Origin of the sequence: Variovorax sp. 38R (assembly GCF_014843395.1) — a bacterium.
GTDB classification, from domain to species: Bacteria; Pseudomonadota; Gammaproteobacteria; order Burkholderiales; family Burkholderiaceae_C; genus Variovorax; species Variovorax paradoxus_H.
Genome location: NZ_CP062121.1, coordinates 1,231,282 through 1,245,240 on the forward strand (window position 1 = coordinate 1,231,282; position 13,959 = coordinate 1,245,240).

12 protein-coding genes are annotated in these 13,959 nt (G+C 68.7%); 9 read left to right on the forward strand and 3 right to left on the reverse strand.

Translation table 11 applies throughout. From position 1 onward, the window contains the following. Nucleotides 1–20 precede the first annotated feature (20 nt). The 8 genes from IG196_RS05480 (at nt 21) to IG196_RS05515 (ending at nt 8,119) form a co-directional block, all read left to right on the forward strand. Nucleotides 21–920, forward strand: coding sequence for an alpha/beta fold hydrolase (locus IG196_RS05480; protein ID WP_192195326.1), 900 nt, complete (start codon nt 21–23; stop codon nt 918–920). Next, complete coding sequence (gene queF, locus IG196_RS05485; protein WP_192195327.1) at nt 917–1,786, forward strand: NADPH-dependent 7-cyano-7-deazaguanine reductase QueF; 870 nt, start codon at nt 917–919, stop codon at nt 1,784–1,786. Before IG196_RS05480 ends, queF begins: the two co-directional genes overlap by 4 nt. Nucleotides 1,787–1,921: 135 nt before the next feature. Continuing rightward, entirely contained in the window at nt 1,922–2,851 is a 930-nt protein-coding gene (locus tag IG196_RS05490; protein WP_192195328.1) for an SDR family NAD(P)-dependent oxidoreductase, read from the forward strand. Nucleotides 2,852–2,946: 95 nt separating this feature from the next. Further along, nucleotides 2,947–3,837 carry a LysR substrate-binding domain-containing protein gene (locus tag IG196_RS05495; RefSeq protein ID WP_192195329.1) on the forward strand — a complete coding sequence of 297 codons (891 nt, stop codon included), beginning with the start codon at nt 2,947–2,949 and terminating at the stop codon, nt 3,835–3,837. A gap of 13 nt (nt 3,838–3,850) precedes the next feature. After that, nucleotides 3,851–4,738, forward strand: coding sequence for a LysR family transcriptional regulator (locus tag IG196_RS05500; RefSeq protein WP_192195330.1), 888 nt, complete (start codon nt 3,851–3,853; stop codon nt 4,736–4,738). Between the two features lie 123 nt (nt 4,739–4,861). Next, complete coding sequence (locus IG196_RS05505; protein WP_139703161.1) at nt 4,862–6,016, forward strand: mandelate racemase/muconate lactonizing enzyme family protein; 1,155 nt, start codon at nt 4,862–4,864, stop codon at nt 6,014–6,016. Nucleotides 6,017–6,112: 96 nt separating this feature from the next. Beyond that, nucleotides 6,113–7,096 (forward strand): Bug family tripartite tricarboxylate transporter substrate binding protein, encoded by a 984-nt coding sequence (locus IG196_RS05510; RefSeq protein ID WP_225616933.1) that lies wholly within the window; start codon nt 6,113–6,115, stop codon nt 7,094–7,096. 315 nt (nt 7,097–7,411) lie between these two features. Next, complete coding sequence (locus IG196_RS05515; protein WP_192195332.1) at nt 7,412–8,119, forward strand: aspartate/glutamate racemase family protein; 708 nt, start codon at nt 7,412–7,414, stop codon at nt 8,117–8,119. A gap of 10 nt (nt 8,120–8,129) precedes the next feature. Here IG196_RS05515 and IG196_RS05520 read toward each other — a convergent pair whose 3' ends face one another. The 3 genes from IG196_RS05520 to IG196_RS05530 are packed head-to-tail and all read right to left on the reverse strand — an operon-like array spanning nt 8,130 to nt 11,453. Continuing rightward, nucleotides 8,130–9,491, reverse strand: coding sequence for an MmgE/PrpD family protein (locus IG196_RS05520; RefSeq protein WP_192195333.1), 1,362 nt, complete (start codon nt 9,489–9,491; stop codon nt 8,130–8,132). A 10-nt stretch (nt 9,492–9,501) separates the two neighbouring features. Further along, nucleotides 9,502–10,665 (reverse strand): acyl-CoA dehydrogenase family protein, encoded by a 1,164-nt coding sequence (locus tag IG196_RS05525; protein WP_180839065.1) that lies wholly within the window; start codon nt 10,663–10,665, stop codon nt 9,502–9,504. Nucleotides 10,666–10,670: 5 nt separating this feature from the next. Beyond that, nucleotides 10,671–11,453 (reverse strand): citryl-CoA lyase, encoded by a 783-nt coding sequence (locus IG196_RS05530; RefSeq protein ID WP_192195334.1) that lies wholly within the window; start codon nt 11,451–11,453, stop codon nt 10,671–10,673. A 144-nt stretch (nt 11,454–11,597) separates the two neighbouring features. On the opposite strand from IG196_RS05530, the gene IG196_RS05535 reads away from it, so the two are divergent. Then, nucleotides 11,598–13,934, forward strand: coding sequence for an acyl-CoA dehydrogenase (locus tag IG196_RS05535; RefSeq protein WP_192195335.1), 2,337 nt, complete (start codon nt 11,598–11,600; stop codon nt 13,932–13,934). Nucleotides 13,935–13,959: the final 25 nt, after the last annotated feature.

Sequence of the window (13,959 nt, forward strand, 5' to 3'; positions counted from 1 at the left end):
AGAGAAACAACAGGGAACCGATGAAAGTCACCGCCAACGGCCTGCAGATCGAAGTCGACGACACCGGCGGCGAAGGGCGCCCCGTCATCCTGCTGATCATGGGGCTGGGCATGCAGCTGGTCGCCTGGCCCGACGGCTTCGTTCAGCAGCTGGTCGATGCGGGCTTTCGCGTGGTGCGCCACGACAACCGCGACATCGGCCTGAGCCAGGGCTTCGACCACCTCGGCACCGGCAACCTCGTCTGGGAAACCATCCGCCACCGGATCGGCCTGAAGGTGCGCAGCGCCTACACCCTGCAGGACATGGCGCTCGATTCGCTCGGCGTGCTCGACGCGCTGGGCATCAAGAAGGCCCACATCGTCGGCGCCTCGATGGGCGGCATGATCGCGCAGCGCATCGCCGCCACCGCGCCCGAGCGCACTGCCAGCCTCGTGAGCATCATGAGTTCCAGCGGCGCGCGCGGCCTGCCGGGCCCGCGCCGCGAAGTCGGGGCCCTGCTCATGCGGCGCCCGCGCAGCCACGAAGAAGCCGCGCTGGTCGCGCACAGCATCAAGCTGCTGCGGCTCATCCAGAGCCCGGCCTACCCGCAGACCGACGAGCAACTGGCCACGCGCCTCACCTTCAGCATGCGCCGCGCCTACCACCCGGCCGGCCTGATGCGCCAGATGCTCGCCATCGGCGCCGACGACGACCGACCGCAGGTGCTGGCACGCATCCAGCGCCCGACGCTGGTGCTGCACGGCGACGCCGACGCGCTCGTGCCCATCGCCTGCGGCAGGGATTCGGCGCAGCGCATTCCGGGCGCGACCTTCATCTCCGTGCCCGGCATGGGCCACGACCTGCCGCCCGAGGTCTGCACGATCCTCGCCCACCACATCGCTCCGTTCGCACACGCGGCGGATGCCGGAACTGCCCCATGAGCCACGACCCGACCAACCCCAACACCCCTGAACAATCGCAACTCGGCCGCGCCTCGGCCTACGCCGACAAGTACGACCCGAGCCTGCTGTTCCCCATCGCACGCGCCACGCAGCGCGAAGCCATGGGCATCCAGGCCGGCGCCTTGCCCTTCTTCGGCGCCGACCTCTGGACCGCCTTCGAGCTGAGCTGGCTGAACCCGCGCGGCAGGCCGCAGGTGGCCATCGCGCACTTCACCATTCCCTGCGAAACGCCGAACATCATCGAGAGCAAGTCGTTCAAGCTGTACCTCAACAGCTTCAACAACAGCACCTTCGCCAGCATCGATGCCGTGCGCGAGCACCTGCGCACCGACCTCGCCGAAGCCGCATGGCGCGGCAGCGACCAGTCGGCCGGCATCGGCGTGAAGCTGCTCACACCCGAGCTGTTCGACCGCGAGCCGGTGCACGAGATCGACGGCCTCGACCTCGACCGCCTCGACATCGAATGCACCCACTACCAGCCCGCGCCCGAGCTGCTGAGCAGCGACACGACGCAGGTGCACGTGAACGAAACCCTCACCAGCCGCCTGCTCAAGAGCAACTGCCTCGTGACCGGCCAGCCCGACTGGGGCAGCGTGCAGATCCGCTACAGCGGTCCGCCCATCGACCAGGCCGGCCTGCTCGCGTACATCGTGAGCTTTCGCAACCACAACGAGTTCCACGAGCCCTGTGCCGAGCGCATGTTCACGGACATCTGGCGCCAGTGCCAGCCGACCAAGCTCGCGGTGTATGCGCGCTACACGCGGCGCGGCGGGCTGGACATCAACCCGTTCCGCACGAGCTGGCCGCAGACGCTGCCGGCGAACATCCGTACGGCGCGGCAGTAGCCAGCCAGCCGGCCTTCGCGCCGTCGCTTAAGCCCCTCTTCGGAATTCCTGAACCCGCAGCCCACCCCCTGTGGCATTCTGAAATTCCCCCGCGAACGCGCGGGCGAACGAACATCCGAAGCAGAGGCAAGACACATGGTTGAAGGAAAAGTGATCGTCGTCACCGGCGCGGGCGGCGGCATCGGGCGGGACATCGCGCTCGCGATGGCGCGGCATGGCGCGAAGGTGGTGGTCAACGACATCGGCGCGAGGCTCGACGGGGCACTCGACGCCGAAGGCGGCGGCACAGCAGGCAGTGCCGGGCCGGCGCAGCAGGTGGTCGAGGAGATCCGTGCGGCGGGCGGGCAGGCGGTGCCCAACACCGACAGCGTGGCCGATGCCGCGAGCGCGGGGCGCATCGTGGAATGTGCGGTCGACAGCTTCGGGCGCATCGACGCAGTGGTCAACAACGCGGGCATCTTGCGCGACCGGTTCTTCCACAAGATGTCGGTCGACGAGTGGGACGCGGTGATCAAGGTGCACCTGTACGGCGCCTACTTCGTGAGCCGTGCGGCCGCGACGCATTTCAAGGAACAGAATTCGGGCGCGCTGGTGCACATGACCTCCACCTCGGGCCTGATCGGCAACTTCGGCCAGGCCAACTACGCGGCGGCCAAGCTCGGCATCGCGGCGCTGTCGAAGTCCATCGCGCTGGACATGCTCAAGTTCAACGTGCGCTCCAACTGCATCGCGCCCTTCGCCTGGAGCCGCATGATCGGCGCCATTCCCACCGACACCGACGAGCAGCGCGCCCGCGTCGACAAGATCAAGCAGATGACACCCGCCAAGGTGGCGCCGCTCGCGGTGTACCTGGCGAGCGATGCAGCCGCGGCAGTCAATGGTCAGATCTTCTCGGTGCGCAACAACGAGATCTCCCTGATCAGCCAGCCGCGCCCGGTGCGCTCCGTCCACCGCTCGGAAGGCTGGACACCCGAGAGCATTGCCGAGCACGCCATGCCGGCGATGCGCGCCAGTTTCTTCCCGCTGGACCGCTCGGCCGACGTGTTCAGCTGGGACCCGGTCTGAAGACATGAGGGCATGAGGACAAACCCGCAAGCGGCTGCAGGCGGCACGGTTCGCCGGACAATGCGCGTTCCTCCCGCTTCCTTCGTGCCCGCCCGGTGAACCTGCACTTCGACCTGTTCGACCTGAAACTGTTCGTCTACGTGGCGGACGCGCGCAGCCTCACGCGTGGCGCCGAGAAGGCCTGCATCTCGCTGGCCGCCGCGTCCACGCGCATCAAGCAGATGGAAGAGGCGGTGGGCGGCAAGCTGCTGCATCGCAGTGCCCAGGGCGTGACGCTCACGGCCGCGGGGCAGGCGGTGCTGTACCACGCCAAGCGCGTGATGCAGCAGATGGAGCACCTGCGCTGCGACATGCAGGACTTCGGCAAGGGCATCAAGGGCCATGTGCGCGTGTTCGCCAACACCACCTCGATCACCGAGTACCTGCCGCAGAAGCTCGCGGGCTTTCTCACGCAGCACCCGGCCGTGCAGGTCGATCTGCGCGAATACCTGAGCGAAGAAATCGTGCGCGCCGTGGCCGACGGCGAGGCCGACATCGGCATCCTCGCGGGCGACGTGCACACCGGCGAGTTCGATGCGCGCCCCTTCGGCCGCAACCAGCTCGTGCTGGTGGTGCCGCCCACGCATCCGCTGGCGGGCGCGTCGTCGGTGGCCTTTGCCGACACGCTCGACGAGCAGCATGTGGGCCTGCACCACGGCAGCGCGATCCACCGCTTTCTGCAGCGCCGCGCCGAACTCGCGGGGCGCGGCTTCAACCCGCGCATCCAGGTGAGCAGCTTCGAGGCCATCTGCCTGATGATCGAAGCGGGCGTGGGCGTCGGCGTGCTGCCGTCGTCGTCGGCGCACCGGTTGTCGATGGCCATGCGCATCTCGACCGTGGCGCTCAGCGACGCCTGGGCCGAGCGCGAGCTCAAGCTCATCGCGCGCAACCGCGAACAGCTGCCGGCCTCCGCGCGCGAGCTGTTCGATCACCTCGTCCTCGCCTGAGGACCGACCGGCCATGTCCGCCGACCTGAAGTCGCTGCGCCTGTTCGTGGCCGTGTCCGACCACGGCAGCATCAGCGAAGGCGCCAAGCGTTGCCACATCGCGCTGGCGGCTGCGAGCAAGCGCATCTCCGATCTTGAAGCGCGCGCGCGGCTGCCGCTGCTGGTGCGGCATGCGCGCGGCGTCACGCTCACCTCGGCCGGCCATGGGCTGCTGCTGCATGCGCGCGCCGTGCTGTCGGCCATGGACCGGCTCGGCGCCGAGCTCGACGACTTTCAGAACGGCGTGGCGGGCGTGGTCAGCATCACGGCCAACGCCTCGACCATCGCGCAGTTTCTGCCGGCGCAGATCGGCTCGTTCCTGCGCCTGCATCCGGTGCTCAAGATCGATCTGCAGGAACGCGCCAGCACCGAAGTGGTGAAGGCCGTGCAGGCCGGCCTGGCCGACATCGGCGTGATCGAAGGCCAGACGCCGGCCGACGGCCTCGAATGCCTGCCTTACCGCACCGACGAGCTGGCCGTGGTCATCGCGCGCGACCACCCGCTGGCGCGCCGCAAGCGCATCGATGTGCAGGAGGTGCTGCGCCACGACCATATCGTGGTGCGCGAAGGCACGGCGCTGCACCGCGTGCTGCTCGCCGCCGCGCTCGAGGCGCAGGTGCCGCTCAAGGTGCGCATGCAGGTGGGCAGCTTCGACATGGTCTGCCGCATGGTGGAGCAGGGCGTGGGCATCGGCGTGCTGCCCTATGCGGCCATCCTGCCGCAGCTGCAGATTCTCAAGCTGCGCTGCCTCAAGCTCGACGCGCCCTGGGCGCTGCGCCGCCACCTGCTGTGCGTGCGGCGCCAGCAGGACCTCACGGCCGCCGCGCGCTCGGTGCTCGAACACCTCGGCCGTCCCGACTGAGCTGAGGCGGGCGGTCCATCGGGCAACGAGCCTTCGCGCCGCGCGAAGGCTCGAACTCGCCAAAAACGAATTGTTCTCCTGCGGCCCGCGCGCAAAGATGCGGGCACACCAAAGGAGACAGCCTTGAAGATCATCCGCGTCAGCGCCACGCCGCTGAACATTCCCGTGACCATCGACGTGGTCGGCCTGAACAAGCAGACCTCGCTGTCGCTGTGCCTCACCGAGATCGAGACCGACACCGGCCTCGTCGGCCACGGCATGACCGCCATCACCGAAGAAGAAATCATTGCCGCTGCCGTGCGCGAAGTGGCCGGCCCCGCGCTGATCGGCGAAGACCCGATGGCCACCGAGCGCCTGTGGGAGAAGCTCTACTGGCTGCTCTCGCCGCGCGGCCAGACCGGCTACGCGAGCCACACCATCGCCGCGCTCGACATCGCGCTGTGGGACCTGAAGGGCAAGGCGCTCGGCCAGCCGCTGTGGCGCCTGTTCGGTGGCGCACGCGCCAAGGTGCCGGTGTATGCCACCTTCGGCTTCGGCTTCTTCGAGCGCGACCAGCTCGCCGCCGCCGCCAAGCTGTGGGTGTCGCAAGGCTTTCAGCGCCTGAAGATGACCGTCGGCAACCATGCCCTCGCGCGCCGCGACGAGCCGCGCCCGCTCGACGAAGTCATTGCCGAAGACGTGCGCCGCGTCGCCGCTGTGCGCGAGGCCGTGGGCCCCGACGTCAAGCTGTATGTCGACGCCAACTGCGGCCTCGACCTGTTCCACGCCACCGAACTCGCGCAGCGCATCGAGCCCTACGGCATCAGCTTCTTCGAGGAGCCGCTCACGCAGAACGACGTGCGCCAGATGGCCCAGCTGCGCGCACGCACGCGCATTCCGCTGGCCTGCGGGCAGAACGAAGGCCTGGCCTTCCGCTTCCGCGACCTGCTGGTGAACCAGGCGGCCGACGTGCTGCAGCCCAACGTGACCATCTCGGGCGGCTACTCGCAGTGCCTGAAGATCGCCGGCATGGCCGCCGCCTTCAACGTGCCGATCGACAACGGCGGCGCTTGGCCCTTCCACAACATGCACCTGCACGCGGGCGTGTCGAACGGCGGGCTGGTCGAGTACCACTACGTCGCGGTGCAGATGCTCAAGCAGATCTTCGACGGCCTGCCCGTGCCCGACCAGGGCTGGCTCACGCTGCCCGAGGCGCCGGGCCTGGGCTTCACGCCCAATGCCGAGCGCGTGCGCGAACTCGCGAAGCTGCCGACCTCGCACGGCAAGGGAAAGGCCTGACGCGCAACGACACTTTCGACCCCGACCAGGCCGCGCAGACGGCCGGCGAATCCCGACCACCACGGAGACAAGATGAACGACAGAAGAAGAGACGCCATGCGACCCTCGCGCCGGCATGCAATGCGGGCCGCCCTGGCCTTGGCCGGCCTGCTGGCCGCCGCACCCGCCGCGTGGGCGCAGAAGTTTCCCGACAAGCCCATCCGCATCGTCGTCGGCTACTCGGCCGGCGGCGGCGTCGATGCCGTCGCGCGCATGCTCAGCGCGCGTCTGCCGGCCGTGCTGGGCCAGCAGGTGCTGGTGGAAAACCGCACCGGCGCCACCGGCCTCATCGCGGCCGACCTCGTCGCCAAGGCACCGCCCGAAGGCTACACGCTGATGATGGGCGACAGCGCCTTGCTCATCGCCAAGCTGCTGCAGCCGAAGATCCCCATCGATCCGCTGACCAGCTTCAAGCCCGTGGCCGGCGCGTTCGTGTCGCCGCTGATGATCGTTGCGGGCAACGACTTTCCCGCCAAGACGCCCGCCGAACTCGTCAAGGAACTCAAGGCGCATCCGGGGCGCTACTCCTACGCATCGTCGGGTGTCGGCACCGTGCAGCACCTGGGCTTCGAGATGCTCAAGCAATCCACCGGCGCGTTCGTGGTGCATGTGCCGTACCGCGGCGCCGCGCAGATCGTGCCCGACGTCGTTGGCGGCCAGGTGCCGCTGGGCGTGGTGAGCGCCACGGCGGCGATGGCGCAGTCGAAGGCCGGCAAGCTGCGCGCACTCGCGTTGTTGAACAACGCAAAACTCGAAGGCGCCGAAAGCGTGGCACCGCTGGCCGACGCATTGCCGGGCTTCGACGTGGCGCCGCGCATCTTCCTGCTCGCACCGGCGGGCACGCCCAACGATGTCGTCGACAAGCTCTCAGCTGCGGTGAAGACCGTGCTCGACATGCCCGAGACGGGCACGGCCGCTGCGGCGCAAGGCACGCTGCGTGCCTACGCCACACCGGCTCAGCTGGGCAAGGACATGGCGGAGGAAACGACGCGATGGAAACGCATCATCACGGACCAGCGCATCGTGGCGGAGGGGAACTGAGGTGGCTGTCTGCTTGAGTCGTTCTTCTGTGCGCTGCGGTTCTTCAGGGCGACGCTCCCGCCGACGGGGAGCCTTGCTCCGCGAATGTCCCCCGCTTCGCTCCTCCTTTATTTCGCTGCGCAAGGCACCCCATCGCCGTGAGCGTTGGGCAGTGCAGTCGTTGATCGACCAAAAAAACGACCGCGCTCGGTGTGCGCAGGGCACTGGGTGCTTCCCGCAGCGAAATCAAGGAGGAGGGCGAAGCCCGGGGGACATTCGCGGAGGGAAGTACCCGGTGGCCTGTGCACACGCCCTAAACCAACAAGAGCCACACCCATGACCCCTCCTCATCTGGGCCTCATCGTCCCCCCCGCAGCCGGCGCAGTCCCGGTAGACGGCCCACTGCTCTACGGCGACCGCATCCGCTTCTCAGCAAAAGGTTTGGGCCTCGGCGAAATCTCCACCCGCGGCTACACCGAAGTGATCGACTCGGTCATCGGCAAAGCGCTGGAACTCAAGGAAGAGGGCGCCAGCGCCATCTCCCTCATGGGCACGTCGCTGAGCTTCTTCCGCGGCGTCGCCTTCACGCGCCAACTCCAGCGAGAGATGGAACAGGCGACGGACCTTCCCTGCACGACCATGAGCGACGCGATCATCGCGGGCCTGCGTCACCTGAAGGTGCGGCGCGTGGCCGTCGCCACCGCCTACATCGACGAGGTCAACACGCAGCTGCGCACCTACCTCGAACAGAGCGACTTCGAACCGCTCGCACTCGAAGGCTTGGCCATCTCCGACGTGCAGGCTGTCGGCCAGGTGTCGACCGAGGTGCTGGTCGACCTGTGCCTCAAGGTGTTCGAAGACCAGCCCGGTGCCGACGGCCTCCTCATCTCGTGCGGCGGCCTCGTCACGCTCGATGCCGTGCGCGAGGTCGAGGCGCGCCTGCAGGTGCCCGTGGTGTCCAGCTCGCCCGCGGGCTTCTGGGACCTCGTGCGCACCGCGGGGCTCGATGCGCGCTCGCCGGGGCAGGGCCGGCTGTTCGCCTGAACGACCGGCCTCAGCCGAGCCAGCGCCCCACGCGCGCCGTGTCGGCCAGCTGCCAGACACGCTCGCACAGCGCCGTCGCTTCGTCGGCCGTCGCGCCTTCGCCGTAGTGCGCGAGGCGCTGCATCTTGTCCTCGATCTCGGCGCGGCTCAGGCTGTTGCCGGGGTCGCCCTTGGGCTCGTCGACGCGACCGGCCAATGTGCGGCCGTCGGTGGTGTGCACGCTGACCTTGCCGATCCAGCGCGCGGGGTAGGCGGTGTCGACCTCGTCGTCGAGCGCCATCGTCACCTTCTCGCGGAAGGCCGAGACCTCGGGTGAGAGAAAGTCGCGGTCGAACTCGCCCAGGCCCGCGCGCCCGTGCACGGCGATGAGGCCCAGCACCGTGCCCATCGAGAACTTGCCCTGGTGCACCGTGGCGGGCACCGTCACGCGGCCCAGCACGTCGATGGCGCCCTGGTGCACATGCGTCGTGACCTGGGAAACGTCTGCCGGCTTGAGCTGGTTCTGTTCCATCACCTGCAGCAGCGCGTCGGCAGCCGGGTGCGTGTGGCGGCAGGAGGCGTGGTACTTGAACGAGGTCTCGGCCAGCGTCCAGCGCGTGCCCAGGCCGTCGGTGAGCTTCGCCGGATCGGCGTCGTTCGACATGCCTACGCCCAGACCCTGCGCACCTTCGAGAATTTTTGCCGCGCCCGTGAAGCCGTCCTGCGCAAGGTAGGCCGACATCAACCCGCTGGCCGCCGCGTGCGCGCAGTGCAGCTGCTTCGAATCGGCGGCGTCGCGCAAGAACTCCCACACGCCGGCCGACTGCGTGCCGGCGGAGCCGAAGGCATGCAGCATCTGCTGCGGCGACAACTCGAGCAGCCGGCCCACCGCAGCGGCTGCCGCGAGCGTGCCCGCCGTCGCCGTGGTGTGGAAGGTGCGGTAGTGCGATCGACCCAGGAACTCGCCGACGCGGATGCCCACCTCGTAGCCCGCGACCACGGCCGTCAGCAGCTGCGCGCCGCTGGCACCGATGCTCTGTGCCACCGCGAGTGCGGGTGCGATGACGACGGCGGCCGGGTGGAACACCGAGCCGTTGTGCACGTCGTCCTGCTCCACGTAGTGCGAGGCCGCCGCGTTGACCAGTGCCGCGAACAGCGGCGAGCTGGTGCGCCGCGAGGTGAGGATTTCGCTCGGGCCTTCGGCGGGGCCCATCATCTGTGCGAAGCGCTCGATGCTGCGTATCGGCCGTGCCGTGCGCGCCGCGAGCACCGAGCCGAGCCAGTCGAGCGTCAGGTCCTCGGTGCGGCGCAGCACCGGCGCGGGAATGTCGGCGAACTTCAGTTCGGCCGCGAAGGTCGCGAGCACCTTGCTGGGGTGGTCGATGGCGTTCATGTGCAGTCCTTCAGAACGAGCGCGGCAGGCCGAGCATGTGTTCGGCGACGTAGCTCAGGATGAGATTCGTCGAGATCGGCGCCACCTGGTACAGCCGCGTCTCGCGGAACTTGCGTTCGATGTCGTATTCGCACGCAAAGCCGAAGCCGCCGTGGAACTGCAGGCAGGCGTTGGCCGCCTCCCAGCTCGCCTTGGCCGCCAGGTACTTCGCCATGTTGGCCTGTGCGCCGCAGGGCTGGCGCGCGTCGAAGAGGCGGCAGGCCTCGTAGCGCATCAGGTTGGCGGCCTCGGTCTCGATGAAGGCTTCGGCAATCGGGAACTGCACGCCCTGGTTCTGCCCGATGGGCCGGCCGAACACCACGCGGTCCTTCGTGTAGGCCGTCACCTTGTCGATGAACCAGTAGCCGTCGCCGATGCACTCGGCCGCGATCAGCGTGCGCTCGGCGTTCAGGCCATCGAGGATGTACTTGAAGCCCTGGCCTTCCTCTCCGATCAGGTTCTCCGCCGGGATTTCGAGGTTCTCGAAGAACAGCTCGTTGGTCTCGTGGTTCACCATGTTCAGGATGGGCCGCACCGTCATGCCCTTGCCGATGGCCTCGCGCAGGTCGACGATGAAGATCGACATGCCTTCCGACTTCTTCTTCACGTCCGCGAGCGGCGTGGTGCGCGCCAGCAGGATCATCAGGTCCGAATGCTGGATGCGCGAGATCCACACCTTCTGCCCGTTGATGACGTAGCGGTCGCCCTTCTTCACGGCCGTGGTCTTGATCTTCGTGGTGTCGGTGCCGGTGGTCGGCTCGGTCACGCCCATCGACTGCAGGCGCAAGTCGCCGCTGGCGATCTTCGGCAGGTACTGGCGTTTTTGCGCCTCGCTGCCGTGGCGCAGCAGCGTGCCCATGTTGTACATCTGGCCGTGGCAGGCGCCCGAGTTGCCGCCGCAGCGGTTGATCTCTTCCATGATCACCGAGGCTTCGGTCAGGCCCAGGCCCGAGCCGCCGTATTCCTGCGGAATCAGCGCGGCCATCCAGCCGGCCTTGGTGAGCGCGTCGACGAACTCGGCGGGGTAGCCGCGCGCCTCGTCGACCTTGCGGAAGTACTCGTTGGGAAACTGCGCGCACAGGTCGCGCACGGCGTCGCGAATGTCGGGAAAGCGGTTGTCGGTGGCGATCATCATGTGCTTCAGTCCTGGCGGGGGCCGCCTGCTTCTTTTTCGACGCGTTGCCAGATTTCGATGGCCATCGGGTCGTCGATCTCCTCGAGGATGTGGCCCACGAGGCCGATGGCGCGCGCCATCACGCCGAAGCCGCGAATGATCTTCCACGGAAAGCCGAACTCGGCCGCAATGGCGCCGATGGCACCCGTGGCGTTGATCGGCAGCGACTTGCCCGACACGCGCTCGGCCTCTTCCTGCACCGCCTGCATCAGCGCGACGTAGTGGCTCGACAGGCCGTTCTCGGCTGCGATCTGGAACAGGCGCGGCGTGCGCGGGTCGATCGGCTTGTGCAGAGGATGGCCCAGGCCCGGCACGATGAGCTTGCGCGCGCGGTGGTCGGCCACGATGTCCTTCGCCATGTCGGCCAGCGGACGCGACGGCTTCTCGCCGAAGGGAATGGCCTCGTAGAGCATCTTCGCGGCGCCTTCGGTGCTGCCCACGAACACGCTGCCCAGCCCGCACAGGCCGGCGGCCACGGCGGCCTGCAGGGCTTCGGGCGCGCCGGCGTAGGTGAGCCGTGCGGCCAGCGCGCTCGGCGTGACGCCGTGCTCCACCAGCGTGACGACGATGGCGTTGAAGGTCACGGATTCCTGCGGTGTCGGGATGCGGCCCGTCAGCTCCAGGAAGGCCATGTCGCCCAGGTTGAGGTGGCCGAGGATTTCCGAGGGCAGGTCGCGCCCGCGCACGGTGATCTTGTCGGGCGTGCTGTGGCCGAGGTCGGTGTGCAGGGATTTCTTGATCTTTGTCATGGCCGCAAATCTATCCCCGTGCGCGCGATCGGCCACTCAGTGATTGCCAAACCCTCCCTTCCGCAATTGCGAATGCCCTGCGGCGGGGTCTTCGGGCACGCTGCGACTCGTCATTGCAACGGAAAAGAAAAGGCAGACAGCGCGATGGATTCCGACTCACTTCTGGCCGTGCGCGAAGCGGCGCTCGATTACTTCACCCGCAGCGGTGCCACCGCGCGGCGCCGTGCCCGCACTGAGCATCCGGAGGCCGACGAGGCCAACGGCTGGGGCGAAATCGCCGCGCTCGGCTGGCCCGGCATGCTGGCGCCCGAAGCGGCCGGCGGCCTCGCGCTGGGGCTCGACGGCGCTGCAGAAATCCTGCGCGCGGCCGGCGAGCACGCAGCGCCCGAGCCGCTGCTGGCGGTGGCGGGCCTGAGCGCGCTGCTGCTGGCGCGGCTCGACTCGTCCGGCGCGCGTGCCTTGCTGGCCGACCTCGTCGCGGGCCGTAGCCTGCCCGCGCTGGCCTGGCAGGAAAGCGCGGGCGACCTCAGCGCCGTGCCGCTGGCCTGCGGCTGCGAAGCGCGGTCCGGTCATGTGGGTGGCGTGCTGCTGCAGGGCGAAAAACTCATGGTGCTGCCCGGCGCCGCTGCCAGCGGCTGGCTGGTGTCGGCGCGTGGCGAGGACGACGCCGTGCTGCTGTGGGTGCCGCGCGGCACGGCGGGCGTGAGCGAAACGCTCGTGCCGCTGGTCGATGGCAGCCAGGCAGCCAACCTTCGCTTCGAAGAGGTCGTGCTGCCGGCCGAAGCCGTGCTGGCCAGCGGGCCGGCCGCGCAGGAGGCGCTGCGCCAGGCGCTCGCGGCCGGGCAGATCCTGCAGGCGGCGGAGTTGCTGGGCGCGGGGCAGGCGATGCTGGCGCAGACGCTGGCCTACCTGCGCACGCGCTCGCAGTTCGGCAAGGCCATCGGCAGCTTCCAGGCGCTGCAGCACCGCAGCGTCGACATGTTCATTCACCTCGAAGTGGCGCAGGCCACGCTCAACGAAGTGCTGGCGCTGGTGGGCGACGGTGCGTTGCCTTCTGACCGGCTCGAAGCCGAGGCCAGCCGCGTCAATGCGCGCTGCACGGCTGCCGCGTTGCAGGCGTCGCGCGCAGCGGTGCAACTGCACGGGGCCATCGGCTACACGCAGGAGTGCGACCTGAGCCTGTTCTACAAGCGCGTGCTGTGCCTGTCGGCGTGGCTGGGCAATGTCACGGCGCACCAGCGCCGGCATGCCGCGCTGACCGGCGAAGCCGAAGCCGCTGCGAGCAGCGCGACAGCTTGGAGCGCCGAGTTCCTCGCGCGCACCACCGACTGGTCCACGGTGCCCGAGCCCGAGTTCCGCCGCATGGTGCGCGGCTTTCTGCAACAGCGGTATCCGGCGCAGTTGCGCTACCTCTCGCACCGCGCGCGCTGGAGCGAGATGCGCGACTGGTACCTCACGCTCTCGGCGCAGGGCTGGATCGCGCCGGCCTGGCCGCAGTCGCATGGCGGCATGGGCCTGCCGGCCGACAAGCTCATCGCCTGGATCGAAGAGCTGGAGCAGCACGGCGTGGCGCGCGCGCCCGACCAGGGCATCGTGATGATCGGGCCGCTGCTCATCCAGCACGGCACGCCCGAGCAGCAACAGCGCTTTCTGCCGCGCATCCTCAGCGGCGAGCACGTGTGGTGCCAGGGCTATTCGGAGCCCAATGCCGGTTCCGACCTGGCCGGCCTGCGCACCGAGGCGGTGGCGGGGCGCGATGCGCAGGGCGACCACTTCGTCGTCAATGGCCAGAAGATCTGGACCACGCTCGCGCAAGACGCCAACCACATCTTCATGCTCGTGCGCACCGACAAGGGCGCGCGCAAGCAGGAGGGCATCAGCTTCCTGCTGTGCGACCTGCGCACGCCGGGCGTGACGGTGCGGCCCATTCACACGCTGGCGGGCGAGCCCGAGTTCTGCGAAGTGTTCTTCGACAACGTGCGCGTGCCGGCCGACCAGCTCGTGGGCCAGCTGCACGGCGGCTGGACGATTGCGAAGGCGCTGCTGGGCTTCGAGCGCATCTTCCTGGGCAGCCCCAAGCAGTCGCAGTACGCGCTGGGCCAACTGGCGCGGCTCGGGCAGGCGCGGCGGCTGTTCGCCGACCCAGTGTTCGCACAGCGCTTCGCAGCGCTGCGGCTCGACGTGCTCGACCTGTCGGCCGCGTACACGGGCTTCGCCAACATCGTGCGCGCCGGCAAGCCGCTGCCGGCGTCGGTGTCGCTGCTGAAGATCTGGGCCAGCGAGACGTACCACCGCATCGGTGCCTTGCTGGTCGAGGCCGGCGAAGAGCAGGGCGCGGTCGCGGGCGACCAGGTGCTCGACGGCCAGAGCTTCAACGTGCTATCGCCGCTCATCGGCTCCACCGCCGCAATGATCTACGGCGGCACGAACGAGATCCAGCGCAACATCCTCGCGCGACAAGTTTTGGACTTGCCGGCCTGAGCGATGTGAGCGACCGAAGACATAC

Coding starts and splice junctions, on each gene's coding strand:
- IG196_RS05480 (WP_192195326.1), top strand. CDS start 21: ATGAAAGTCACCGCCAACGGCCTGCAGATCGAAGTCGACGACACCGGC.
- queF (WP_192195327.1), top strand. CDS start 917: ATGAGCCACGACCCGACCAACCCCAACACCCCTGAACAATCGCAACTC.
- IG196_RS05490 (WP_192195328.1), top strand. CDS start 1,922: ATGGTTGAAGGAAAAGTGATCGTCGTCACCGGCGCGGGCGGCGGCATC.
- IG196_RS05500 (WP_192195330.1), top strand. CDS start 3,851: ATGTCCGCCGACCTGAAGTCGCTGCGCCTGTTCGTGGCCGTGTCCGAC.
- IG196_RS05510 (WP_225616933.1), top strand. CDS start 6,113: ATGCGACCCTCGCGCCGGCATGCAATGCGGGCCGCCCTGGCCTTGGCC.
- IG196_RS05515 (WP_192195332.1), top strand. CDS start 7,412: ATGACCCCTCCTCATCTGGGCCTCATCGTCCCCCCCGCAGCCGGCGCA.
- IG196_RS05520 (WP_192195333.1), bottom strand. CDS start 9,491: ATGAACGCCATCGACCACCCCAGCAAGGTGCTCGCGACCTTCGCGGCC.
- IG196_RS05525 (WP_180839065.1), bottom strand. CDS start 10,665: ATGATGATCGCCACCGACAACCGCTTTCCCGACATTCGCGACGCCGTG.
- IG196_RS05530 (WP_192195334.1), bottom strand. CDS start 11,453: ATGACAAAGATCAAGAAATCCCTGCACACCGACCTCGGCCACAGCACG.
- IG196_RS05535 (WP_192195335.1), top strand. CDS start 11,598: ATGGATTCCGACTCACTTCTGGCCGTGCGCGAAGCGGCGCTCGATTAC.